The organism is Nostoc cycadae WK-1, assembly GCF_002897135.1.
Classification (GTDB): Bacteria; Cyanobacteriota; Cyanobacteriia; order Cyanobacteriales; family Nostocaceae; genus Nostoc_B.
On the sequence record NZ_DF978433.1, the window covers coordinates 170870 to 192222 of the forward strand.

General features: G+C 42.6%; 29 protein-coding genes. 9 read left to right on the forward strand and 20 right to left on the reverse strand.

Going from position 1 to position 21353, the window contains the following annotated elements; translation table 11 throughout:
* Positions 1–51 precede the first annotated feature (51 nt).
* From rplO to rplC, 18 genes are all read right to left on the reverse strand, one after another.
* Positions 52–498 carry a 50S ribosomal protein L15 gene (gene rplO, locus NCWK1_RS19540; protein WP_015113414.1) on the reverse strand — a complete coding sequence of 149 codons (447 nt, stop codon included), beginning with the start codon at positions 496–498 and terminating at the stop codon, positions 52–54.
* Positions 499–544: 46 nt separating this feature from the next.
* Positions 545–1069, reverse strand: coding sequence for a 30S ribosomal protein S5 (gene rpsE, locus NCWK1_RS19545; RefSeq protein ID WP_096584530.1), 525 nt, complete (start codon positions 1067–1069; stop codon positions 545–547).
* 92 nt (positions 1070–1161) lie between these two features.
* A complete protein-coding gene (rplR, locus tag NCWK1_RS19550; RefSeq protein ID WP_015113416.1) occupies positions 1162–1524 on the reverse strand; it encodes a 50S ribosomal protein L18 in 363 nt (120 codons plus the stop codon).
* Positions 1525–1526: 2 nt separating this feature from the next.
* Positions 1527–2075, reverse strand: a complete 549-nt coding sequence (rplF, locus tag NCWK1_RS19555) for a 50S ribosomal protein L6 (RefSeq protein ID WP_096584533.1) — start codon at positions 2073–2075, stop codon at positions 1527–1529.
* Positions 2076–2164: 89 nt separating this feature from the next.
* Positions 2165–2566: a 30S ribosomal protein S8 gene (gene rpsH, locus NCWK1_RS19560; RefSeq protein WP_015113418.1), complete on the reverse strand. Its 402-nt coding sequence runs from the start codon at positions 2564–2566 to the stop codon at positions 2165–2167.
* Positions 2567–2586: 20 nt separating this feature from the next.
* On the reverse strand, positions 2587–3135 hold the full coding sequence (gene rplE / locus NCWK1_RS19565) for a 50S ribosomal protein L5 (protein WP_103125861.1): 549 nt from the start codon (positions 3133–3135) through the stop codon (positions 2587–2589).
* A 97-nt stretch (positions 3136–3232) separates the two neighbouring features.
* Entirely contained in the window at positions 3233–3577 is a 345-nt protein-coding gene (gene rplX / locus NCWK1_RS19570) for a 50S ribosomal protein L24 (protein ID WP_096584539.1), read from the reverse strand.
* Positions 3577–3945, reverse strand: a complete 369-nt coding sequence (rplN, locus tag NCWK1_RS19575) for a 50S ribosomal protein L14 (protein WP_015113421.1) — start codon at positions 3943–3945, stop codon at positions 3577–3579. Before rplN ends, rplX begins: the two co-directional genes overlap by 1 nt.
* A 39-nt stretch (positions 3946–3984) precedes the next feature.
* Positions 3985–4233: a 30S ribosomal protein S17 gene (gene rpsQ / locus NCWK1_RS19580; protein ID WP_015113422.1), complete on the reverse strand. Its 249-nt coding sequence runs from the start codon at positions 4231–4233 to the stop codon at positions 3985–3987.
* A 6-nt stretch (positions 4234–4239) separates the two neighbouring features.
* Positions 4240–4467 carry a 50S ribosomal protein L29 gene (rpmC, locus tag NCWK1_RS19585; protein WP_015113423.1) on the reverse strand — a complete coding sequence of 76 codons (228 nt, stop codon included), beginning with the start codon at positions 4465–4467 and terminating at the stop codon, positions 4240–4242.
* 3 nt (positions 4468–4470) lie between these two features.
* Positions 4471–4899, reverse strand: coding sequence for a 50S ribosomal protein L16 (gene rplP, locus NCWK1_RS19590; protein WP_015113424.1), 429 nt, complete (start codon positions 4897–4899; stop codon positions 4471–4473).
* Between the two features lie 44 nt (positions 4900–4943).
* Positions 4944–5699, reverse strand: coding sequence for a 30S ribosomal protein S3 (rpsC, locus tag NCWK1_RS19595; RefSeq protein WP_096584542.1), 756 nt, complete (start codon positions 5697–5699; stop codon positions 4944–4946).
* Between the two features lie 26 nt (positions 5700–5725).
* Complete coding sequence (rplV, locus tag NCWK1_RS19600) at positions 5726–6085, reverse strand: 50S ribosomal protein L22 (protein WP_096584545.1); 360 nt, start codon at positions 6083–6085, stop codon at positions 5726–5728.
* 95 nt (positions 6086–6180) lie between these two features.
* Positions 6181–6459 (reverse strand): 30S ribosomal protein S19, encoded by a 279-nt coding sequence (rpsS, locus tag NCWK1_RS19605; protein WP_015113427.1) that lies wholly within the window; start codon positions 6457–6459, stop codon positions 6181–6183.
* 97 nt (positions 6460–6556) lie between these two features.
* Complete coding sequence (rplB, locus tag NCWK1_RS19610) at positions 6557–7420, reverse strand: 50S ribosomal protein L2 (protein WP_096584548.1); 864 nt, start codon at positions 7418–7420, stop codon at positions 6557–6559.
* Between the two features lie 6 nt (positions 7421–7426).
* Positions 7427–7741, reverse strand: a complete 315-nt coding sequence (locus NCWK1_RS19615) for a 50S ribosomal protein L23 (protein ID WP_096584551.1) — start codon at positions 7739–7741, stop codon at positions 7427–7429.
* Positions 7734–8366 carry a 50S ribosomal protein L4 gene (rplD, locus tag NCWK1_RS19620; protein WP_096585769.1) on the reverse strand — a complete coding sequence of 211 codons (633 nt, stop codon included), beginning with the start codon at positions 8364–8366 and terminating at the stop codon, positions 7734–7736. The genes NCWK1_RS19615 and rplD overlap by 8 nt, the downstream gene beginning before the upstream one ends.
* A 105-nt stretch (positions 8367–8471) precedes the next feature.
* The gene (rplC, locus tag NCWK1_RS19625; RefSeq protein ID WP_096584554.1) at positions 8472–9107 is read right to left on the reverse strand and encodes a 50S ribosomal protein L3; all 636 of its coding nucleotides are present in this window, start codon (positions 9105–9107) and stop codon (positions 8472–8474) included.
* Positions 9108–10041: 934 nt separating this feature from the next.
* Between rplC and ndhN the strand changes: the two genes are divergently transcribed.
* Together ndhN and NCWK1_RS19635 are read left to right on the forward strand one after the other, a co-directional pair.
* Positions 10042–10530, forward strand: coding sequence for an NAD(P)H-quinone oxidoreductase subunit N (gene ndhN, locus NCWK1_RS19630; RefSeq protein WP_096584557.1), 489 nt, complete (start codon positions 10042–10044; stop codon positions 10528–10530).
* 548 nt (positions 10531–11078) lie between these two features.
* The gene (locus tag NCWK1_RS19635) at positions 11079–11879 is read left to right on the forward strand and encodes a hypothetical protein (protein WP_146034011.1); all 801 of its coding nucleotides are present in this window, start codon (positions 11079–11081) and stop codon (positions 11877–11879) included.
* A 335-nt stretch (positions 11880–12214) separates the two neighbouring features.
* On the opposite strand, the gene NCWK1_RS19640 is transcribed toward NCWK1_RS19635, so the two are convergent.
* Complete coding sequence (locus tag NCWK1_RS19640) at positions 12215–12763, reverse strand: NUDIX hydrolase (RefSeq protein ID WP_103125863.1); 549 nt, start codon at positions 12761–12763, stop codon at positions 12215–12217.
* A 98-nt stretch (positions 12764–12861) separates the two neighbouring features.
* Between NCWK1_RS19640 and NCWK1_RS19645 the strand changes: the two genes are divergently transcribed.
* Together NCWK1_RS19645 and NCWK1_RS19650 are read left to right on the forward strand one after the other, a co-directional pair.
* A complete protein-coding gene (locus NCWK1_RS19645; RefSeq protein WP_103125864.1) occupies positions 12862–13914 on the forward strand; it encodes a dipeptide epimerase in 1053 nt (350 codons plus the stop codon).
* Positions 13898–14950 carry an N-acetyltransferase DgcN family protein gene (locus tag NCWK1_RS19650; protein ID WP_103125865.1) on the forward strand — a complete coding sequence of 351 codons (1053 nt, stop codon included), beginning with the start codon at positions 13898–13900 and terminating at the stop codon, positions 14948–14950. The genes NCWK1_RS19645 and NCWK1_RS19650 overlap by 17 nt, the downstream gene beginning before the upstream one ends.
* 39 nt (positions 14951–14989) lie before the next feature.
* Here the strand turns inward: NCWK1_RS19650 and NCWK1_RS19655 are convergent, their stop codons facing one another.
* Positions 14990–15421, reverse strand: coding sequence for a Fur family transcriptional regulator (locus tag NCWK1_RS19655; RefSeq protein WP_096585772.1), 432 nt, complete (start codon positions 15419–15421; stop codon positions 14990–14992).
* Positions 15422–15679: 258 nt separating this feature from the next.
* Between NCWK1_RS19655 and NCWK1_RS19660 the strand changes: the two genes are divergently transcribed.
* The 5 genes from NCWK1_RS19660 (at position 15680) to rplY (ending at position 21210) form a co-directional block, all read left to right on the forward strand.
* The gene (locus tag NCWK1_RS19660; protein WP_103125866.1) at positions 15680–17263 is read left to right on the forward strand and encodes a M48 family metallopeptidase; all 1584 of its coding nucleotides are present in this window, start codon (positions 15680–15682) and stop codon (positions 17261–17263) included.
* A gap of 70 nt (positions 17264–17333) precedes the next feature.
* The gene (locus NCWK1_RS19665) at positions 17334–18131 is read left to right on the forward strand and encodes a COP23 domain-containing protein (RefSeq protein ID WP_103125867.1); all 798 of its coding nucleotides are present in this window, start codon (positions 17334–17336) and stop codon (positions 18129–18131) included.
* 215 nt (positions 18132–18346) lie between these two features.
* Positions 18347–19048, forward strand: a complete 702-nt coding sequence (locus NCWK1_RS19670) for a cyclase family protein (protein WP_103125868.1) — start codon at positions 18347–18349, stop codon at positions 19046–19048.
* 450 nt (positions 19049–19498) lie between these two features.
* The gene (locus NCWK1_RS19675; protein ID WP_103125869.1) at positions 19499–20842 is read left to right on the forward strand and encodes an adenylosuccinate synthase; all 1344 of its coding nucleotides are present in this window, start codon (positions 19499–19501) and stop codon (positions 20840–20842) included.
* 65 nt (positions 20843–20907) lie between these two features.
* Positions 20908–21210 (forward strand): 50S ribosomal protein L25, encoded by a 303-nt coding sequence (gene rplY, locus NCWK1_RS19680; RefSeq protein ID WP_096584582.1) that lies wholly within the window; start codon positions 20908–20910, stop codon positions 21208–21210.
* The last annotated feature ends 143 nt before the right edge of the window (positions 21211–21353 follow it).

Here is a 21353-nt window from a genome sequence, read left to right on the forward strand (position 1 = left end):
GAACCAGGCACTGGAAGCGAGTTGGCAGGTCTTTAAGTGCGCGGTTGGGCTTCACCCTAAAACTTCACAACTTCCTCCAGCCGCCTCAATTTTGCTACGAGCTTGACCTGTGAAAGCTGCCGCTTTGACGTTGAGCGCAACGTTTAATTCCCCATTACCCAAAATTTTCAATGAACCCTTGACAGAGGTTAGAATACCTGCTGCTTTTAAGGAATCCAATGTTACTTCTGTATTGGCAGGAAGAGAGGCAAGCTTCTCTACATTTATCGTAGTGTAAATCTTACGATTCACAAGTGGAAAGCCTTTCAGCTTGGGTATACGACGGTACAGTGGCTGTTGACCACCTTCAAATCCTGGTCTGGTACTGCTACCAGAGCGAGATTTTTGACCCCGCATACCGAGACCAGCACTGGCACCTTGACCAGCCGAAATACCTCTCCCTACACGGCGACGGCGCTTTTTCGAGCCTTTTTGCGGCTTAACATCGTTGAGTCTCATGATGTTATTAGTATTTTTTTACAAGAACTCTTTCAGGGAATCTCTACTAAATGTAGAGTTTGTCAATAGCAATACCTCGGTCTTCAGCAACTTCAGCTAAAGTACGCAGGGTTGATAAAGCATTGACGGCGGCTCTAGCATTATTAAGTGGGTTGTTAGAACCGAGTTGTTTAGCGAGAACGTTACGTACTCCAGCTAATTCCAGTACAGTCCGGACAGCACCACCAGCAATTACACCAGTACCAGGTGCAGCTGGACGCATGATGACTTTTGCACCACCACCAATGCCATCAATCGGATGAGGGATAGAATTAGATTTTGTAATGGGAATATCAATTAGGTGTTTTTTGCCATCGGCTACACCTTTTTTAACAGCGCCAATTACATCCGAGGCTTTCCCTACTCCGACACCAACTTGACCCCGTTCGTTACCAACGACGACGATCGCCCGGAAGCTGAGTTTTTTACCACCCTTAACGACCTTACTCACGCGTCGGATTTGGATTACGCGCTCTTGCCAGTTGGTTTCTTCTTTTTTTGCGCGGTTAGCTTTACGACGACCTGTTGCCATAATCAATGCCTTTAAAAGTCAAGAGTCAACAGTCAAGAGTCAAGAGTCAATAGTCATTACTTTTGACTATGGACTATGGACTTTTGACAACTTTAAAAATCTAAACCAGCTTCGCGTGCGGCTTCAGCTAGTGTTTTGATTCGACCGTGATATAAGTTACCACCGCGATCAAAGACTACTTTATTAATGCCTTTTTCGAGCGCTCGCGCTGCAATTAACTTACCAACTTTTGCTGATGCCTCACAGTTAGCACCAGAAGCTAAATTTGCTTTTATCTCTGTATCTAAAGTTGATGCAGCTACTAAGGTTTGATGCTGAGTATCATCAATTACTTGGGCGTAAATGTGTTCGTTAGAGCGAAATACGGCTAGGCGTGGGCGTTCAGGAGAACCGTTAACCTTGCCACGGACGCGGCGATGACGACGCTGTTTTGATTCTCTACGAGTAAGTTTCATGTTTATTTCTTACCTTTACCTCCGGTCTTACCAGCTTTGCGTCTGACTACTTCACCCGCATAGCGAATACCTTTACCTTTGTACGGTTCTGGGGGTCTGACGGCACGAATTTTAGCAGCTGTATTACCCACTATTTCTTTGTCATAGCCGCTAACTATGACGTTAGTGTTGCCTTCTACAGCAAACTGAATTCCATCTGGTGGCTCAATGTTTACTTGATGGCTGAAACCCATGTTTAAAACTAGGTTACGCCCTTGTACTTGCGCTCGATAACCAACCCCTTGAATTTCCAAACGACGTTGAAAACCTTGGGAAACTCCCTCTACCATATTGGCTACCAATGTCCGGCTTAAACCGTGCATTTGGCGAGAAGTACGGGAATCATCTTTACGAACTACTTGTAAGGTTTCCCCTTCTTGGCTGACTGTCACGTTAACAGGTAGATCTCGTGAAAGTTCACCTTTGGGGCCTTTGACTACAACCTTTGTGCCATCAATGGTGATTTGCACTTTGGCAGGAATAGTAATTGGGCGTTTACCAATACGAGACATGATCTTTTGTCCTTTGTTCTTTGTCTAAAGTCCATAGTCAACAGTAAAGGCTTTTGACTTTTGACTTTTGACTTTTGACTTTATAACTTCTACCAGACGTAGCAAAGTACTTCACCACCCAAGTTCTGACGGCGAGCTTCGCGATCGGTCATGATGCCACTAGATGTAGAAATAATGGCAATACCGATGCCGCCTAGTACTCTGGGTAATTCTTTTCGGTTGGAATAAACGCGTAAACCAGGTTTACTCACCCGTTTTAAGGCAGTAATCAAAGGCTGACGATTTTTACCCTTGTATTTTAAGGCAACCACCAGATGACGTTTTACGCCTTCTCCGGTTTCTGAAAATTCCGAAATAAATCCTTCTTCCTGTAGTACTTTGGCAATACTACGGGTCATTTTAGTGGCTGGCACTTGTGTTGTTTGATGCCTTGCCATGTTGGCATTGCGGATGCGCGTCAGCATATCTGCAATTGTGTCGTTAGCCGCCATCGTTCCCTCTTTAGATGAACTTATTGATCGCGAAAGGGCATTCCCAATTCTTTGAGTAAAGCGCGGCCCTCTTCGTCATTTTTTGCTGTAGTAATGATGGAAATATCCAGACCACGAACTTGATCAATGCTATCGTATTCGACTTCTGGAAATATTAGCTGTTCTCTTACGCCTAGAGTATAGTTACCTCGTCCGTCAAAGCTCTTAGGACTAATACCCCGAAAGTCACGAATTCTCGGTAGTGTCAAGCTGATCAGACGATCGAGGAAAGCATACATTCTCTCTCCTCTGAGAGTGACCATAATCCCGACTGGCATACCTTGACGAATTTTAAAGCCTGCGATCGCTTTTTTTGCCCTTGTCACTACAGGTTTTTGACCTGTAATCAGTGCAATTTCGTTGATAGAAGCTTCCAGCGACTTAGCGTTTTGTGCGGCTTCGCCCAAACCTCTATTAACAGTAACTTTAATCACCTTCGGTACTTGATGAACGTTGGTGTATTGAAACTGGTTTGTCAGTTTAGGAACGATTGTCTCTTGATATAAGGTTTTGAGTCTTGTTGTCGCCATAGTTTTTTGTTCTGTTATCCCTGGTCTTGGTCAGGGAAGATTATGAAGGATGAAGATAAAATAAGGAGTATTTAGACTTCAGGCTTTAAATTCATCCTTAATCAATAATCTCGCCAGTTTTTTTGAGTTTTCTTACCTTCTTGCCTTCTGGTGTAAAGGTATAACAAACGCGACTAGCGACATTTTGTTTTGTGGAATAGAGCATCACGTTAGAACTGTGGATGGGGTACTCTTGGGTAACTATCCGTCCAGATTCCCCTTCTTGTTGAGGTTTAAGGTGCTTAGTCTTAATGTTGACACCTTTAACAACAACTTTACTCAGTTCCGGTAATGCTTTAATGATTTCGCCAACTTTGCCTTTGTCTTTGCCAGCAATCACTTGCACGGTGTCGCCAGTTTTGACGTGCATTTTATGAAATTCTTTTTCCTTTTGCCTTGCCATTACAGCACCTCCGGGGCCAAGGAAACAATTTTAGTAAAGTTTTTGTCTCGTAATTCCCGTGCTACTGGGCCAAATACCCGTGTACCTCTGGGATTACCATCTTTGTTGATGATCACTGCGGCATTATCGTCAAAGCGGATAGTCATACCGCTATCACGATGAATGTTATGACGAGTACGAACAATCACAGCTTCCACAACATCTGATTTTTTCACAGCCATGTTAGGAATAGCATCTTTGACAACAGCAATAATTTTGTCGCCGATAAAACCGTAACGACTGTTACCCGCGCCTAGGACTCGGATACACATCAGTTTACGAGCGCCGCTGTTATCTGCCACATTCAAGTAAGTTTGGGGTTGAATCACAATTGGTCTCCCTTGTGCAGTTGCTAGTTGAATAACAACTTATGAATTTTTAGTGTTGAGGATTTCTGTGACTTGCCAGCGCTTGGTTTTGCTCAGGGGTCTGGTTTCCTGAATCCGCACGCGATCGCCCACTTTGCATTTATTTTCTTCATCGTGAGCTTTATAGCGGCGGGTTTTCACTACAATCTTGCCGTACTTGGGATGGGGAGCGCGGTTTTCAATGGCAACTACCACTGTTTTCTGCATTTTGTCGCTCACTACCAAGCCAACTCGTTCTTTGATTGCCATAATCTCTTATTTTTCTTCCTTAACCGGTTGATTTGCTGCCCGTTTGCGTTCCCCCTCTACCGTTAAGAGTTGGGCGAGGCGATGGCGAGCATGGCGGAATTGGTGAGGTTTTTCTAGTTGTCTGGTTGCCTTTTGCAAGCGCAACTGAAACAGTTGTCTTTTAGTGGCGATAATTTCCTCAGATAATTTCTCGTCACTTAATTCTCTAGCTTCTGAAATCTTGGGAAGCGGCATAACCTACTCCTGCTCCTCTTCTATTTGAGGGCGCACAATAAATTTGGTTTTAATTGGCAGCTTAAATGCAGCTAGGCGCATAGCCTCACGGGCAATTTCTTCCGAAACACCAGCGATTTCAAACAAAATCCGCCCTGGTTTAACTACAGCTACCCAAAATTCTGGATTACCTTTACCAGAACCCATCCGGGTTTCCGCGGGACGCATGGTAACAGGTTTATCTGGGAAAATCCGAATCCAGATTTTGCCACCCCGACGAATATAACGAGTCATCGCCCGACGGGAAGCCTCAATTTGCCGAGAGGTTATCCAAGCTGGTTCTTGTGCTTGGAGTGCAAAATCACCAAAGTTGAGGGTGCTACCCCGATGGGCTAGACCCGCCATCCGCCCGCGCTGTTGTTTGCGGAATTTAGTTCTTCTAGGACTTAACATGATTTGTCAAGGGTCAAGGGTCAAGGGTCAAGGGTCAATATTGACTATCCTTCATTGGAACGGTCTTCAAACTGCTGGCGACGGCGCTGTTGTTGGCGGCGACGAGGTTCACGTTCGCGGGTTGTGGGTTGGGGTTGAGTTTCTTCCTGTCCAGGAATAATTTCTCCTTTAAATACCCACACTTTGATGCCCAAAATACCGTAAACAGTTTTTGCTGTGCAGTAAGCGTAATCAATGTCAGCCCGCAAGGTGTGTAAGGGTACTCTACCTTCACGCGTCCACTCTGTCCGAGCAATTTCTGCACCGTTGAGCCGACCACTGACTTGAATTTTAATTCCTTGAATTCCAGCGCGTTGCGCCCGTTGAATTGCTTGGCGGACTACGCGACGGAAGGAAACGCGGCGTTCTAGTTGTTGAGCAATGTATTCCGAAATTAAGTAAGCATCAGCATCAACTCGTTGTACTTCGACAACGTTGATCCGAATTTGGCGATTGCTACCCAACAAATCTTGTAGTCCGGTGCGTAAGGATTCGATACCTTGTCCACCACGTCCTACGACTACTCCTGGGCGTGCTGTCCGCACTTCTAAATCAATTTGATCTGCTTTGCGCTCAATTCTGACTTCAGAAATGCCAGCATTATTTTGAGCAAGTCTACCCAGTTTTTGTTCTATATACTTACGAAGTTTGTGATCTTCTTGTAAAAGTTCTGGATAGCGTTCAGGATCTGCGTACCAACGGGATTGGTGTTCTTGGGTAATTCCGAGGCGAAAGCCAACTGGATGAATTTTTTGTCCCACAAATGCTTCCTCTAAAGTTCTGGTAATTATTCCGCAGTGTCGCCAGCAGCTACAGCTACTGTGATGTGACATGTAGGTTTGCGAATTTGGTAAGCTCGACCTTGCGCTCTAGGTTGGAAACGTTTCAGGACTGGGCCTTGATCAGCATATGCTTGGGTAATCACCAGTTGAGCGCGGTCTAGACCTGCATTATGTTCAGCATTTGCGGCTGCGCTTCTGATCAGTTTCAGTACTGGTTCACAAGCCCGATAAGGCATGAATTCCAGGATTATCAGCGCTTCTCTATAAGACCGCCCCCGAATTTGATCAAGTACACGACGCACCTTAAAGGGAGACATACGTATGTAACGGGCGATCGCTTTTACTTCTGTCGTATTAGTTGCCATGTTTTTCTCCTTGAGTCGGTCAATGGTCAATGGTCAATGGTCAATGGTCATTTGTTGGGACTCTTGACTATTGACTTTTGACTTTGGACTCTTTCTTATCTACCCGCTTTTTTGTCACTTTTGCCATGACCCCTGTAGGTGCGTGTTGGGGCAAATTCTCCCAACTTGTGTCCTACCATTTGATCACTGATAAATACAGGTACGTGCTGTCTGCCATTATGAACAGCAATAGTGTGTCCTACCATTTGGGGCAGAATTGTTGATGCTCTTGACCAAGTTTTAATAACTTGTTTTTCGTTTCTATCATTCAGCTTTTCAATTTTGCTGAGTAAATGATCGGCAACGAAAGGCCCTTTTTTTAGTGAACGACCCATAGTTAAATTTAAGATTTAGGATTTGGGATTTTGGATTTATTAATTTGGACTTCGGATCATGTATCAATCTAAAATCCAAATTTTGAAATCTAAAATTTTAAGACTGACGACCACCACGACCACGTTTGGAAGATTTGCGCCGACGACGCACAATCAACTTACTGCTAGGTTTCTTGGGTTTGCGTGTCTTGGCTCCCAATGTTGGTTTACCCCAAGGTGTGACTGGGCCAGATCTCCCAATGGGCGCTCTACCTTCACCACCACCATGTGGGTGATCCACTGGGTTCATAACGCTACCTCTGACCTTTGGACGGCGACCTTTCCAACGGTTGCGTCCAGCTTTACCTGCACTTAGGTTTCTCGCATCGGTGTTGCCTACTTGACCGATGGTGGCGTAGCATTCACGTCGCACCATCCGCACTTCTCCAGAAGGTAACTTGAGAGTTACATAATTACCTTCTTTTGCAACTACTTGGGCTGTAGCGCCAGCAGAACGGACAATTTGACCACCTTTACCAGCGGTAAGCTCAACGTTATGAACGCTTGTACCCAAAGGAATGTTTGCCAATGGCAAGGCGTTACCATCTTCAATAGGAGACTCAGGGCCAGCAATTAAAGTTTTACCTACAGTCAATCCATTGGGTTGGAGAATGTAGCGTTTTTCCCCATCCTGATATTGCAGCAAGGCAATGCGAGCGTTCCGGTTGGGATCGTACTCAATTGCTAATACTGTAGCGGGAATGTTTCGCTTATCTCTTTTAAAATCGATAATCCGATAAAGTTTTTTGTGTCCGCCACCCCGACGACGGCTGGTTATCCGCCCTTGATTATTGCGACCTTTGGCGCGATGGATATAAACTGTCAGAGACTTTTCCGGCTCAGTTTTGGTAATTTCTGAAAAGTCGGAGATAGTAACTTGACGAGTGCTGGGGGTATAAGGGCGATAAGAACGAGTACCCATCTTGTGTTAGACCTCTGGGAATAGAATCTGTCTAATCTTCTGTGCGTCCCCAGGTGAGACGGTGACAATAGCTTTTTTATATTGAGGCTTGTAGCCAACAAATTTGCCAACACGACGTTTTTTACGTGGCTGTGTAGCAGTATTAATTTTGACTACCTTGACTTGAAACAAGTCTTCGATCGCTGCTTTAATATTTGGCTTGGTTGCTTTAAGTACTACTTCAAAAGTGTATTGATTCTGTTCCATCAGAATCGTCGCTTTTTCAGTAACAATTGGGCGACGCACCAAGTCAGGCAGATCACGGGGGTCAATTTTAGGCACTGTAGACCTCCTGGATTTTTTCTAATGCTGGTGCGGTGACTACAATTTTGTCAGCGTGCAGCAAGTCATAAACATTGAGCTGATCTGCTGCAATAATTTTTAAATTTTCTACGTTGCGTCCAGACAGATAAATGGTATCGGCAAGATCAGACAAAATTAATAAGCTCTTTTGCTCTGGATTTGCTCCCCAACGTGCCAAAGCAGCAACTAAGTCCTTCGTTTTCGGGCGAGAAAGTTCGTTACTGAATTCCTCCACCACAATTAAGTCATCAGCACGACTTACGAAAGCTGTTCGTAATGCTAACCGCCGTTCTTTACGGTTCATTTTGAGGTCGTATTCTCTGGGTTTTGGCCCAAAGATCACACCACCACCACGCCATAATGGCGAACGAATAGAACCTGCACGAGCGCGACCTGTACCTTTTTGCCGCCAAGGTTTGCGTCCACCACCTCGAACTTCCGAGCGAGTTTTTGTACTAGCGGTTCCTTGACGAGCGTTGGTCGTTTGTCTAACTAAGGCGCGGTGTACAATATGCGCCGCTGTTTCTTCTTTGGCAACCCGTAAGTCGAACGTTTTTTGTCCAACTTCCTCTCCTTGCCAGTTTTTAACTACAGTCTCAACCATTTTTTTGTCCTTTGTCATTTGTCCTTTGTCATTTGTCATTTGTTCTTTGTCATTTGTCTTTAGCTAATGACTAATGACTCATGACTAATGACCATTGACCATTGACTATTTACCAACTTTCTTTGCAGGTACGACACTCACTAAGGCACCTGGTTTACCAGGGATTGCTCCTTTAATGAGTAACAAGTTGCGTTCTGCGTCTACACGCACAACTGTCAATTTACTAATGGTGACGCGGGTACCACCCAAACGCCCTGCCATTCTTTTTCCTGGATACACACGACCGGGTGTTGTACCAGCACCAATGGAACCGGGCGCTCTGTGGTTTTTGGAACCGTGAGACATTGGCCCGCGACCAAAGTTATTCCGTTTTTGGTTGCCTGCAAAACCGCGACCGATGCTTGTACCGATTACATCTACGATTTGACCAGCACTAAAAATATCTGCTTTAATTTCTTGTCCTAATGTGTATTCGCCAGAATTATCTGTGCGAAACTCACTCAGGTGACGTAAAGCTGGGGCTGATGATTTTGCTAAGTGACCCAACAAGGGTTTGTTGAGTGCTTTTGGTTTGACTTCGCCGTAACCAAGTTGAATGGCGGCGTAACCATCAGTTTGTTTTGTTTTAACTTGGGTAACAGTGCATGGCCCCGCTTGAATGACTGTGACAGGAATTGCTGCTCCTGCTTCGTCAAATACTTGGGTCATGCCCAGCTTGGTGCCGAGAATACCTACAGACACAGTAACTGGTTCTCCTTTTTACTTACTGAGCAGATTCATGGGGATATTCAGCGATGTTCCGACTGAGGGAGGACGATCCTCAGCAATTTCCAGCAGTAATTACTGCTTTCTCTTATCCGGAAAACAAAAACCGTTCCCTTACTTTTTAGTGAATCCGTTTACTTGAATTCAGTTGCTTACTAAAACAGCCAAGAGTTGAATTCCCAAAGGAATTACAAACTTTTGACTTTAAGGCAATGCTCTAAAGCTTTGCACTTTGTGCAGCAATGCTTTCGTCCAAGCAATTGCTTAGGCACACTCTGGAGACGGCTCTTTGGATTGTCTCCATTTTGTAGAAGGACTTAAGTAGTTATTTACCACTCAGTATCCTGATAACTAAGATTCTTGTACTACTACAGCGCTAGTATTACGACTCAGTTTCTACTTTAAACATCACCTTAAACTATTGTTCAAGATTTTGCCTAGTTTATCCGGTCTACAGGATGGAATATAGATTCTATCCTGCTTATGGCTTTGATTACTTAGCCATAATTTTGTTAGTGAACATTCAGGCTTTCTTAGTTTAGCAGTCTCTTGCCATCTTGGGATAAATAGTAACCTGATTCTACTCAATCATCTGTTAAATGTTATCCCCATACAAATGAAAAAGAAAAGCGCTATTTTGCCATTTGGTCACAATCTCACATTATAGATGAGGGTGATGATATTTGTCGAGTATTTTGCAAGATAGTTTGTGACAAGGCTTTGGCGAGTCAAGACCACATATACATTATTGAGCGAATAAATTATTAGAGGCTAGTTGTCTGAAGAGATTTGCCTTGTCAGTGAAGGCTTTCGCCAGTTTTGGAATAGTTACTATCCTACAGCACCTTAAATATTTTACTTAACAGTAAATAATAGAGATATGTAAGTGGGATAGGATAAACAAAAATCTATGGCACTAATTACCACTGGCAATGGTTTCATCCGAGATTTGGAAAAATTTGGCGCTCTCGGTACGTACGTCCCTTTAGAGGGAGGTTTTGAAGGTCGATATCGCCGCCGACTGCGTGCTGCTGGCTATGTGACGTTAAATATGACTGCTAGGGGATTGGGCGATGTGGCTGCCTATCTCACAGGAGTTCATGGTGTGAGACCGCCTCACTTGGGTAAGAAAAGTTCTGGTAGTGGTGCGGCTGTGGGTAATGTCTACTATTTACCCCCAATTGTTAACTATCAGCTAGAACAGTTACCACCCAAATCTAAGGGTTTGGTTTTGTGGATTATTGAAGGGCATATTCTGTCTGACCAAGAAATTGAGTTTTTAGCAGAATTGCCTAAATTGGAACCAAAAGTCAAAGTAGTGGTGGAAAGAGGCGGTAGTCGTGCTTTCAACTGGAAGCCTTTGACAGCTACCTTCGCTGTTAGTTCTCAGGCTGTGTAATTTTTTGGATTACGACAAGGGCGATCGCATCTCTTGTTTTATAGATGCGATCGCTTTTTATATTAAAGTGCGATCGCTCCTAAGTATTAGCTCTCTCGTCTACTGATATCAAGTTAGAAGGCGTACTTTAAGAAAAATGTAACCCCAGAGCAATAGAAAAATTTTTATTGTAAACATTTATTTGGACGATCGCTAGTTTGCATTATTAGGTGCGATCACCCAATTTTTTTGATTAAATTGCGATCGCACTGGCTATCTCATAGCAGAACTTTTAGTTCTATTGGCTCATAGCCAATTTGTGGTGGATAGGTTCGAGATAGAGAAGATAATAAGTTTCGATAAATTGTAAGTATCCTGTCGTATAAGTACTGAGTATAAAGTATTAAAAATATTATTTATTTGAGATAGTAGACAAAGAAATATACTGAGAAAACAAACCAAAATAGTAGGATAAAGTTTATTCTAAATTTGCTTAATACATAAAAGAATTTATACATTCTACGGAACTTATTCCTTATGCTAGAGAAGTCGGGAATAAGTATAAGAAAATGAATAAAATCTGGCGTATTTTAATGGTTTCTAGCCTAGTTGGATTAGGGACTTTATTTAATGCTAAAGCTCAAGCCGCTTCTTTTGAGATTGACTCTACCTATACCTTTTTGAAAACCCAAGCTGATACAACTTATTACAATGGTGTTCAGACAATTGCTGGTAATACTAAAGCAATCTCTTTAGCAGATTTGGGTCTTGAAGCTGGAAATACAATTCGTTTAAGTACATCTGGTGCATTTAACTGGAGTGTTTGGAACCCTGGACAAAGAAACGATATGATTGGGGTCTTCAGTGCGTCAGATACATTGCTTGATTCGTCTTTTCAACAGCGCGTAACTGATGCTATTAGCCTTGATTCTGAAGAGGCGAGTAAGTATGGCTATACAGAAGCAAGCTGGACTTCTAATACTTTATTTGATTCCAGTTATGCCGCTGGCGCTACATTTGATTCAGCAAAAAATGCTTATATGTGTGATGGTGCAAGTTTGAGCGACCCTACTAGAACTTGCGGTCAAAAAACATTGTTTGATGGTGTGTTTGGAATCTTCGGCGAGATGACAATTAAGATTCCCACCAATGCTAAGTTTTTATTCTTAGCAGTTAACGATATTTTTTACAGTGACAATACTGAAAAAATGTTGGTTGATATAACTAATACAGAATCTGTAAATAACTTAGCCAGCGCCAAATATGTAAATGATACAACCTCTGTTCCTGAACCAAGTGCAGTTGTTGGGATTGCGGCTACACTTGCATTGGCTTTAAAAATGAAGTCGAAAAGACAGGTTGCTAATTAATTTGTTTGTAAGAATTCACGAGTCAGAATCCTAGATAAATAAAGAGTCTGCTAGATAGAAATTTTAATATTCTAATAGTATTTGTTATCAAACTCTAAACCATCTTACTTCTGTATTCTGCATTCTTACATTTTCTTGCCGATTTTATTAGAGAAGGAGAGAAATATTGATTTTGGGAATTTCTATTTACTAATTCTCAAGCTTTGAATTTACTGGACTAAATTTTAGGCGATCACTCTTTTGAGTTATAGATGCGATCGCCTATTTTTTAAGTAATATTTGCATATTAGGAAATTTAGTAATTAATAATAAGCGAATTTTGTCAGCGATATTATCTATGAGACAAGTGGTAAGCCTAAAAATAGAGCAGCAATAGTTCCTGATACTGAAATTTCACCTTGATATATTTTATCTAACACTTCGGCAACAGGAATTAAGATTACTTCAATTTCTTCTGTAATATCTAAATTCTGTTCCCCAATTTTTATGACATTCTCAGCTAAAAATAAATGTATGCGGTTGGTATCTTTGCTGGGTTTATCATAAAAAACAGTGACTTTTTTAACTTGTTGAGCAAGATAACCAGTTTCTTCTTGTAATTCTCGGATTGCAGCGATTTCTGCACTTTCTTGCGTAGGGTCAAAATGTCCGGCTGGTAATTCGATAAAAAAATCTGCGACTGCGTGACGGTATTGCCTAACGAAAACAATTTCTTGATTACTGGTAATTGGCAAAATAAGGGCAATTTCTGGTTTAATACTGACAAAATAATCATCAATGACCTTACCGTTAGGTAATTCGATTTTATCTTGCCTGACTCTACACCAAGGATGGTTTAACACCATTTTTGATTGCAAGATTTTCCATTTCTTGAGATTTCTCATAGATGCTAATTAACAAATGTAAAAAAGTATAACAGATGCAGAAAATCAGCTAAAATCCCTTAAACTATTTTCTGCCCTAGCCATCATAGAGCAGACTTATGCAAGTAGAAGTCAAGGTATTTACTGTCAATAAACGATTTCCCTTAACTATTAGTCGGGGTACAACTGCACAGACAACGAATGTATGGGTAAAAATTTCGCAAGATGGCGTTGAGGGCTGGGGTGAAGCATCACCATTTGGTGTCGGAAATCATGCTCAAAAAACCGAGCAAATCAAAGATGCTATCGAGAAAGTTATACCATTATTAACAACTTTTAGTCCTTTGCAGAGACAGCCAGTCGAGCAATTATTAATTCAACAGCAGATTCCTTCTGCGGCGCGGGCGGCGGTGGATATGGCGATGCACGATTGGTTGGGTAAGTTTGTTGGCTTACCACTGTGGCAGATTTGGGGATGCGATCGCAATCTCATTGTCCCGACTTCGGTAACTATTGGCATAAATTCACCAGAGGGCGCTAGGGAGAGGGCGCGAGACTGGTTAAATTATCTGGATGTCCGGCTGTTTAAGGTGAAATTAGGTAGTCCCGATGGTATTGATGCAGATCAGCAAATGCTATTAGCAGTCCAACAAGAAGCACCAAACCTAGAATTTTTTGTGGATGCAAACGGTGGCTGGAGTTTACCAGATGCAATTAAGATGTGTCATTGGCTGGCTGATTTAGGTGTAAAGTATGTAGAACAACCACTGGCAAGGGGTCAGGAAGAAAGTTTAGCCGCACTCAAACAAGAGTCACCCCTACCGATTTTTGTTGATGAAAGTTGCTTTACTAGCGTTGATATTCCCCATTTGGCGAATTACGTGGATGGAATTAATATCAAACTGATGAAGTCAGGGGGTTTAACCGAAGCATTGCGGATGGTACACACAGCGCGGGCTTATGGTTTACAAGTGATGTTTGGCTGCTATTCTGACAGTTCACTAGCTAACACAGCCGCAGCACAATTAGCACCACTCGCTGATTATTTAGATTTAGACAGTCACCTCAACTTAATAGATGACCCATTTATGGGTGCATTAGTAGTAGAAGGAAAAGTTTTACCAAACGATTTACCAGGCTTGGGGGTACAATACAGTGCGTTTGCCGCTTAATCAACGAATCGCTATTCTGCTGCATGAAGGAACTACAGGAACACAGGGCAAAACAGGGTTGGCAATTTTACGCTACAGTGAAGCCCCGATTGTCGCAGTTATTGATAAGGTAACTGCTGGTAGGTCTTTGCCAGAATTAACAGGTATCAAGCGTGATGTGCCGATTGTGGAATCTGTCACCGCAGCTTTGGCATATAAACCAGAAGTATTGGTAATTGGGATTGCCCCAAAAGGTGGTGCTGTACCCGATGATTATTGGGTAGAAATCAAAGATGCGCTAGAGGCTGGGATGTCTTTGGTGAATGGTCTACACACACCATTGGCGACAATGGCAGAGTTAAATGCAATTCTCAAACCTGGACAGTTAATTTGGGATGTCCGCAAAGAACCACCAAATATAGAGGTAGCGAGTGGGATGGCGCGGACGCTTCCCTGTCGCCGTGTGTTGACAGTGGGAACAGATATGGCGATTGGGAAAATGTCTACTAGTTTAGAACTACACTGGGCGGCAAAGTTGCGGGGTTGGCGTTCTAAGTTTATTGCTACAGGTCAAACTGGTTTGATGTTAGAAGGGGATGGTATAGCTTTAGATGCAGTCCGAGTAGATTTTGCGGCTGGTGCTGTGGAACAAATAGTGATGCGTTATGGCAAAAACTATGAAATTCTGCAAATTGAAGGACAAGGTTCGCTGTTACATCCTGGTTCTACAGCTACCTTGCCTTTGATTCGCGGTTCCCAACCTACACAACTGGTATTAGTACATCGGGCGGGACAAACCCACAACCGGAATAATCCTCATGTCCCGATTCCACCGTTAACGAAAGTGATTCAAATGTATGAATCTGTAGCGAGTGCGGGTGGTGCTTTTGGGAAAGTACCTGTGGTGGGTATAGCATTAAATACTGCACATTTAGATGAATTTGCTGCCCAAGAAGCGATCGCCCAAACTACAGCCGAAACCGGTTTAGCTTGCACCGATCCGGTGCGTTTTGGTGCTGGATTGTTGTTAGATGCAGTGATGCGGAGTGAAGTATGACAGCTGAAGTATGAAGTCTAAAATTTCAGACTTCATACTTCACACTTTAGACTTTGTTTCACAGCGATCGCAAATTCCCTGCACAGTCACTTCATATCTTTCTGCTTTCAATCCAGACCGCAGTTTGTTCAAATCAATACACTCAAATGTATCCCAGCCAATATCTTCAATAGCACCACAACACTTGCAGCGAAAATGATGATGTAGTCCCACATTGGCATCATAACGAGATACACCTTCTTCTAACAGCACTTCTCGGACTAAGCCTACCTCGCGTAATGCTTGCAATGCCGCATAAACAGTGGCTTGGGATGAAGTTGGCGCATCCTGATTCAAGTTTGTCAGAATTTGATCTACCGTAGGATGGTCTTCTCGTGCCAGTAGATTTGCGTATACTGCGAAGCGCTGGGGAGTCACTCGCAATCCTTTGCTCTTGAGTGTTTTGACAATCTCATCAGCTTTTTGCTGCATAGCATTTACTTGAATCACATTAACAGACCTAAGATTGTTATTATAACGTTTCTTCTCTTGGCATTTCACCTATTTCAGAAATATAAATTTAATAGAGTATTTATAACTATTTTATCTTTCTGAAATCATAATTATTCTGGTTTCAAAATAAGAAAGTTTATACCCTGAGATTGTAGTAAAACAGTGGCGATCGCTCTAGGCGGATAGGGTCAGTTACTCATAGCATTAAAACAGCCCCTTTGCATAAACAAACTCAGCATGAAACGAACCAGGAAGTCTCTGCTGCTCACCTTGAGTTGGATATTGTTGTCAGTTAGTACTTCAATTGTAATTATTCTGACGCAACCTTTAGCACCTGTTCCAGCCCAAGAACCTACAACTACAACTGTAGAAACAAAAGATACACCCAATTCCGAAAGTCCAAAGCCAAATCAGACCGAAAAACCAGATGCGGCGGTGGAACCTGCACTCACTCCCGAAGAAATTGCGCGTCAACAGAAGTTTATCGCCGCAGACAAGTTATATCTCGCCGGAAATGTTACTGATGCGGAAAAACTCTATCGGGAAGTAAAAACACCATTTACGAACACAGATATTGCAACTCAAGAACGCAAACCAGCGATTCTTGACCCGATGCAACTATCACCAGCTGGCAAAGTTTACTGGCGAGAATCAGAAGCGGGAATTGCAGCTAAATTGCAAACTAGAACAGAAGTACCGCTGAAATTATTAGTTGAGCAGTATCCTGAATTTATTCCTGGTCATATTCGCTATGCTGAGATTCTCAAGCAATATAATCGCCCCAAAGAAGCTGTAGATATTTTAGAACGAGCATCATCACTATATCCCGATCAACCAGATTTAATTAAAGCCAAAGTTACAGCACTCGCTGACGAAAAAAAATGGATGGAAGCATCTTTAGCAGCGCGTCAATTTGCCATTCTTTATCCTCGTGATCCGCAAGCCGAGGAATTTACCCAACTTGCAGAAAAAAATCTCAAACGCTATAAAGCCCATATCCGCGAAGAAATTAGAGGTAACACTCTTGCCAACATCATCACAGGTGCAGTTGGGTATGCTGTCACAGGTAGCTTGTTAGGGCCGTTTTCTGCCTTAGACTCTACCATCTTGCTGCTACAAGGCGAAGGTGCGGTGGGTGAGTCGGTAGCTAAACAAGCCAAACAACAGCTACCATTAGTTAAAGATGAGGAAGTGCTGGCCTACATTAACGAAATTGGGCAAAAACTAGTAAAAGTTTCAGGACGCACCGAATTTAAATATGAATTTTTTGTCATTCCCGAAGAAGAATTAAATGCCTTTGCCTTACCAGGAGGTAAAGTTTTTATTAATGCTGGTGCGATCGCTAAAAGTAACTCCGAAGCTGAAATAGCTGGGTTAATCGGTCATGAATTATCTCACGTAGTTTTATCCCACGGTTTTCAATTAATTACCCAAGGAAACCTGATTTCTAACGTTACTCAATATCTGCCTTTTGGTGGTACATTCGGTCAACTCTTTTCTCTCAGCTACAGCCGTGAAATGGAACGTCAAGCAGATGTTCTTGGTACTCGCTTGATTGTGGCTAATGGCTATGCTGCTGATGGGTTGCGTAACTTAATGGCGACGCTGCAAAAGCAACAAAAAAATGCTCCTCCTACTTGGTTATCATCCCACCCAGGCGGTAAAGAACGAGTGAGTTATCTAGAAAACTTGATTACCCGTGGTAACTACAACCGCTACAGCTACGAAGGAGTTGAACGTCACACAGCCATTCAAGCAAAAGTCAAACAACTGTTGAAAGAGAAAAAAGAACGAGAAGAGAAAAAGCTGCGTTCTGAATGAATCAAAAAACAAATTTCTGCGTCACTGTAATTATCAATTAGCTAACCTCATATCTACTAAAGGATAATTTATGAAATTACAACCCTTGAAGCTATTATGTTTAAGCGGTTTGGGCTTATCCTTGTTTTTGGGTAATTCTGCCGCCTTTGCCCAAGTTAACGACGGTGGTGGTATCGTTGTACCTACTACTTCCGATCCCTATCCATCTGGTTCATCAAATCCTGTTGATACAACAACAGGTGTACCCACTTCCTCAACAGGTACTGTAGTTACTGGTACTAGATTTAGCTGCCAAAATACTAATGGTCAATACGTTGTTATGTATCAGCCCGAAAGTCAACCAGGAAGATTCTTTCCTTGGGCGGCTCCTGCACAATTGGGCGGTGGTTGGGATCCCTATAAACGTTGTGTTACCATTGCTCAACGCTTAGAAGAATATCGTCCCGATGGCTTGCAAGAACTCCAAACAGGTTTTTTAAATAACGAAAATATTGTCTGTGTTACTACCGAAGCTAACTCTAGCTGTCGCATTGTCTTGACAGTACCACGGGACAAAGACCCATATACTGTCCGCAATAGCATTTTCCAAAACTTAATTTCTGCGGATGATGGTCAACAAACTACGGCTGTGAATACTTTCCGCAACAATAGAGGTGGAGTAGATGAAATCTACAACATAGGTCGCACAATTTTGGGTGGAAGCAATCGTCAAGTTAGCTCATCAAAAAGTGGAATTAATCTCAAACCTTTTCTCGATCGCAAAGATGGTGGAACTGGGACAAAATTACGTAATGGTGTTGCAATTCGCCGTCAAACTCCTACTCAATCTCAAAATCGGACTCGCTTAAATCCTGGCAATTTCCGTTAACAGATTGTGATTTTATAGTCTCAAATGTTGTTTTTCAGTAGATAGGGAAAGAGAGGAAGCTAAAGAAAGCACGAAAAGTTCTAGTTTTCCTCATTCCCTTTATCCTACTCATACTGTACGTTTCAGTAATAAACAAATCAACGCCATTAGTATGAAATCGCTCAGTTGCTAAGGGGTGGGATACTGGAAATTGCTAAGAAAGTTCCTGCACTTTTATGCAAATTAATTATTCCCGCGTTATACATTTAAGTCATATTATTGATAGAAATATTCCTTTATGGCCGGGCGACCCACCAGTAGAATTTACCACTGTTGCGGATATTGCCGACGATGGTTACTATCTGCGGCGTTTTGCTTTGGGTGAACATAGTGCTACCCATATCAACGCCCCCAATAGTTTTGATCCTGCTGGCGCGGGAATTGATGAATATGCGGCGGACTCACTAGTATTATCGGCGGTAGTGATAGATATCTGCGAAGTTGCAGTTGATAATCCTGATTACGCTTTGAGTATCACTGATATTCTGGCTTGGGAGGAAAAATATGGTGTTATTAAAAGCGGTAGTTTAGTGCTACTTTACACTGGCTGGCAGCATAAGTGGACAGATAGAAACGCATTCTTTAACCAAGATGCTCAAGGAATTATGCACTTTCCAGGGTTTAGTAGTGATGCTACGCAGTTTTTGTTGGATAAACGACAAATTGCAGGTGTCGGAATTGATACTCACGGTGTTGACCCCGGACAAGACCACAATTTTACGACTAACCGTTTAGTGTTGGCACAACAAGGCATTATTTTGGAGAATTTGACGAATTTAGATAAATTACCTCCTCAAGGTACTACATTAGCGATCGCAATTCTCAGATTACGTGGTGGTTCTGGTTCTCCTGTGGGTGTGTTGGCTTTCGTGCCTTAACTTTTGTGTATAAATTTCGCATCTGATTTAATTTAAAAAACAAATCAAACAATTTGACCTCAGAAAACTTTTCAAATATCCTCTAATATCGTGTTCAGTCTCGAAATAATTATCATTAAGACCGCAGAGGGAGCAGAGGAGAGGGTTTTTACATTTCTGCACAGATTTCTGGAATTATCACTAATTACCCGAACTTGATATAACAAACTCAACTAATTGCATAGTTGCATTTATATAAAAAGAGTTATGGAGAAAGTGCGATCGTACTTTCTCTATAAAATGCTCAGATATAGAACTAGACAGTATAAATTAATATAAAAACTTTGTTATTCAGATTCAAATATATGTAAGCCAAAGGATGGGAGGTTTTTTCTCCCATATTATTGACATAATTAGCAGTATATGTATAGAATAGCAATTTGTGGAAACTTTACCTCTTAATATAAACGCTTGGCTAACGTCATTGTCATAGGTGCTCAGTGGGGCGACGAAGGGAAAGGCAAAATCACTGACTTACTCAGCCGCTCCGCAGATGTAGTGGTACGTTACCAAGGGGGTGTCAATGCTGGGCATACGATCGTAGCCCAGAATCAAACTTTTAAACTCCACCTGATTCCCTCTGGTATTTTGTATCCAGATACCGAGTGCATCATTGGCTGTGGGACAGTCATTGATCCACAGGTTTTGATTGCAGAACTCGACCAACTAGAAAAACTTAATATTTCCACTGCCAAACTGTTGATCTCTGAGACAGCCCACGTCACGATGCCCTACCATCGGTTGATTGACAAAGCATCAGAAGAACGGCGGGGAACTCATAAGATCGGCACTACAGGTCGAGGAATTGGCCCAACTTATGCTGATAAATCAGAGCGTACAGGCATCAGAGTTTTAGATTTGATGGACTCAGAAGGTCTGCGCGACCAGTTAGAGTGGACAATCAATTATAAAAATGTCCTTTTAGAAAAACTTTACAACCTGCCGCCCCTAGACCCCAAGCAAGTAATTGAAGAGTATTTGGGGTATGCTGATCGATTGCGTCCGTATGTAATTGATACATCGTTGAAAATATACGATGCCATTCTCCGGCGACGCAACATTTTATTTGAAGGAGCGCAAGGCACACTCCTAGACTTAGATCATGGGACTTATCCTTATGTTACCTCGTCTAACCCCGTAGCGGGTGGAGCTTGCGTCGGTACAGGGTTAGGGCCGACAATGATAGATCGGGTAATTGGAGTATCCAAAGCCTACACAACCCGTGTGGGAGAAGGGCCTTTTCCCACAGAGTTAGACGGAGATTTGGGAGAACATCTGTGCGATCGCGGTGCGGAATTCGGCACAACCACCGGACGTAAACGGCGCTGCGGTTGGTTTGATGCAGTAATTGGTCGCTATGCTGTCCGCATTAACGGTATGGATTGTATGGCAATTACTAAACTTGATGTTCTCGACGAATTAGAAGAAATTCAAGTTTGTATTGCCTATGACATAGATGGTGAACGTTGCGAACACTTCCCCACCAGTTCCCGTCAGTTTGCCCGTTGTCGCCCCATCTACAAAACCATGCCAGGATGGCAGAAGTCTACAAGTGACTGCCGCACCCTAGAAGACTTGCCACAGCAAGCACTAGACTACCTCAAATTCTTAGCAGAATTGATGGAAGTGCCGATCGCGATCGTCTCTTTAGGCGCAAGCCGCGATCAAACCATAATTGTAGAAGACCCCATTCACGGCCCCAAACGGGCATTACTGCACGCAGACGGCACACCCGCCTCCTTGCTGAGTGCATAGTATTTAGTCAATAGTCCATTGACCATTGACCATCGACCATTGACCATTGACAAAGGACAAATAACATGGCTGTGACAGTTGAATCTCAAAAGCGCCCAGAAGGCAGTAAACCAAATGCTTTACGTCGTTCTGGTTTAATCCCCGCCAATTTGTACGGACATAACGGTACAGAGTCTATTTCTTTGGTAATTGATGCCAAAGTTGTTGAACGCCTGCTGAAAAAAGCTGCGGTTAACAAGACAGAAATTGAACTCAGCATTCCCGATCTTGAGTGGACTGGTAAAACAGTTTTAAAAGAAGTTCAAGTTCATCCAGCCAAGGGTACACCTTACCACTTGAGTTTTTATGCTGGTAATAATCAAGGTTAGAACAGGTGTATGACCTGTCTTTAACAACACTCTAAATTAGTGATAATTGCTGATGATGCCAGGGGTAAAACCCTGGTTTTTTGTTAAGCTACAAACGTGAATATTTAAATTAAAAATTGCAACCGCCGATTTACGCCGATGCA

Coding starts and splice junctions, on each gene's coding strand:
- rplD (WP_096585769.1), bottom strand. CDS start 8,366: ATGGTTGAGACTGTAGTTAAAAACTGGCAAGGAGAGGAAGTTGGACAA.
- rpsS (WP_015113427.1), bottom strand. CDS start 6,459: ATGGGTCGTTCACTAAAAAAAGGGCCTTTCGTTGCCGATCATTTACTC.
- NCWK1_RS19645 (WP_103125864.1), top strand. CDS start 12,862: ATGCAAGTAGAAGTCAAGGTATTTACTGTCAATAAACGATTTCCCTTA.
- rplR (WP_015113416.1), bottom strand. CDS start 1,524: ATGAAACTTACTCGTAGAGAATCAAAACAGCGTCGTCATCGCCGCGTC.
- NCWK1_RS19655 (WP_096585772.1), bottom strand. CDS start 15,421: ATGCAGCAAAAAGCTGATGAGATTGTCAAAACACTCAAGAGCAAAGGA.
- NCWK1_RS19670 (WP_103125868.1), top strand. CDS start 18,347: ATGCAAATTAATTATTCCCGCGTTATACATTTAAGTCATATTATTGAT.
- NCWK1_RS19635 (WP_146034011.1), top strand. CDS start 11,079: ATGAATAAAATCTGGCGTATTTTAATGGTTTCTAGCCTAGTTGGATTA.
- rplO (WP_015113414.1), bottom strand. CDS start 498: ATGAGACTCAACGATGTTAAGCCGCAAAAAGGCTCGAAAAAGCGCCGT.
- rpsH (WP_015113418.1), bottom strand. CDS start 2,566: ATGGCGGCTAACGACACAATTGCAGATATGCTGACGCGCATCCGCAAT.
- rpsE (WP_096584530.1), bottom strand. CDS start 1,069: ATGGCAACAGGTCGTCGTAAAGCTAACCGCGCAAAAAAAGAAGAAACC.
- rplX (WP_096584539.1), bottom strand. CDS start 3,577: ATGGCAAGGCAAAAGGAAAAAGAATTTCATAAAATGCACGTCAAAACT.
- rplF (WP_096584533.1), bottom strand. CDS start 2,075: ATGTCTCGTATTGGTAAACGCCCAATTACTATTCCTGCCAAAGTGCAA.
- ndhN (WP_096584557.1), top strand. CDS start 10,042: ATGGCACTAATTACCACTGGCAATGGTTTCATCCGAGATTTGGAAAAA.
- rplY (WP_096584582.1), top strand. CDS start 20,908: ATGGCTGTGACAGTTGAATCTCAAAAGCGCCCAGAAGGCAGTAAACCA.
- rpmC (WP_015113423.1), bottom strand. CDS start 4,467: ATGCCGCTTCCCAAGATTTCAGAAGCTAGAGAATTAAGTGACGAGAAA.
- rplB (WP_096584548.1), bottom strand. CDS start 7,420: ATGGGTACTCGTTCTTATCGCCCTTATACCCCCAGCACTCGTCAAGTT.
- rpsQ (WP_015113422.1), bottom strand. CDS start 4,233: ATGGCAATCAAAGAACGAGTTGGCTTGGTAGTGAGCGACAAAATGCAG.
- rplP (WP_015113424.1), bottom strand. CDS start 4,899: ATGTTAAGTCCTAGAAGAACTAAATTCCGCAAACAACAGCGCGGGCGG.
- rplV (WP_096584545.1), bottom strand. CDS start 6,085: ATGGCAACTAATACGACAGAAGTAAAAGCGATCGCCCGTTACATACGT.
- NCWK1_RS19660 (WP_103125866.1), top strand. CDS start 15,680: ATGAAACGAACCAGGAAGTCTCTGCTGCTCACCTTGAGTTGGATATTG.
- NCWK1_RS19665 (WP_103125867.1), top strand. CDS start 17,334: ATGAAATTACAACCCTTGAAGCTATTATGTTTAAGCGGTTTGGGCTTA.
- rplE (WP_103125861.1), bottom strand. CDS start 3,135: ATGGCGACAACAAGACTCAAAACCTTATATCAAGAGACAATCGTTCCT.
- NCWK1_RS19640 (WP_103125863.1), bottom strand. CDS start 12,763: ATGAGAAATCTCAAGAAATGGAAAATCTTGCAATCAAAAATGGTGTTA.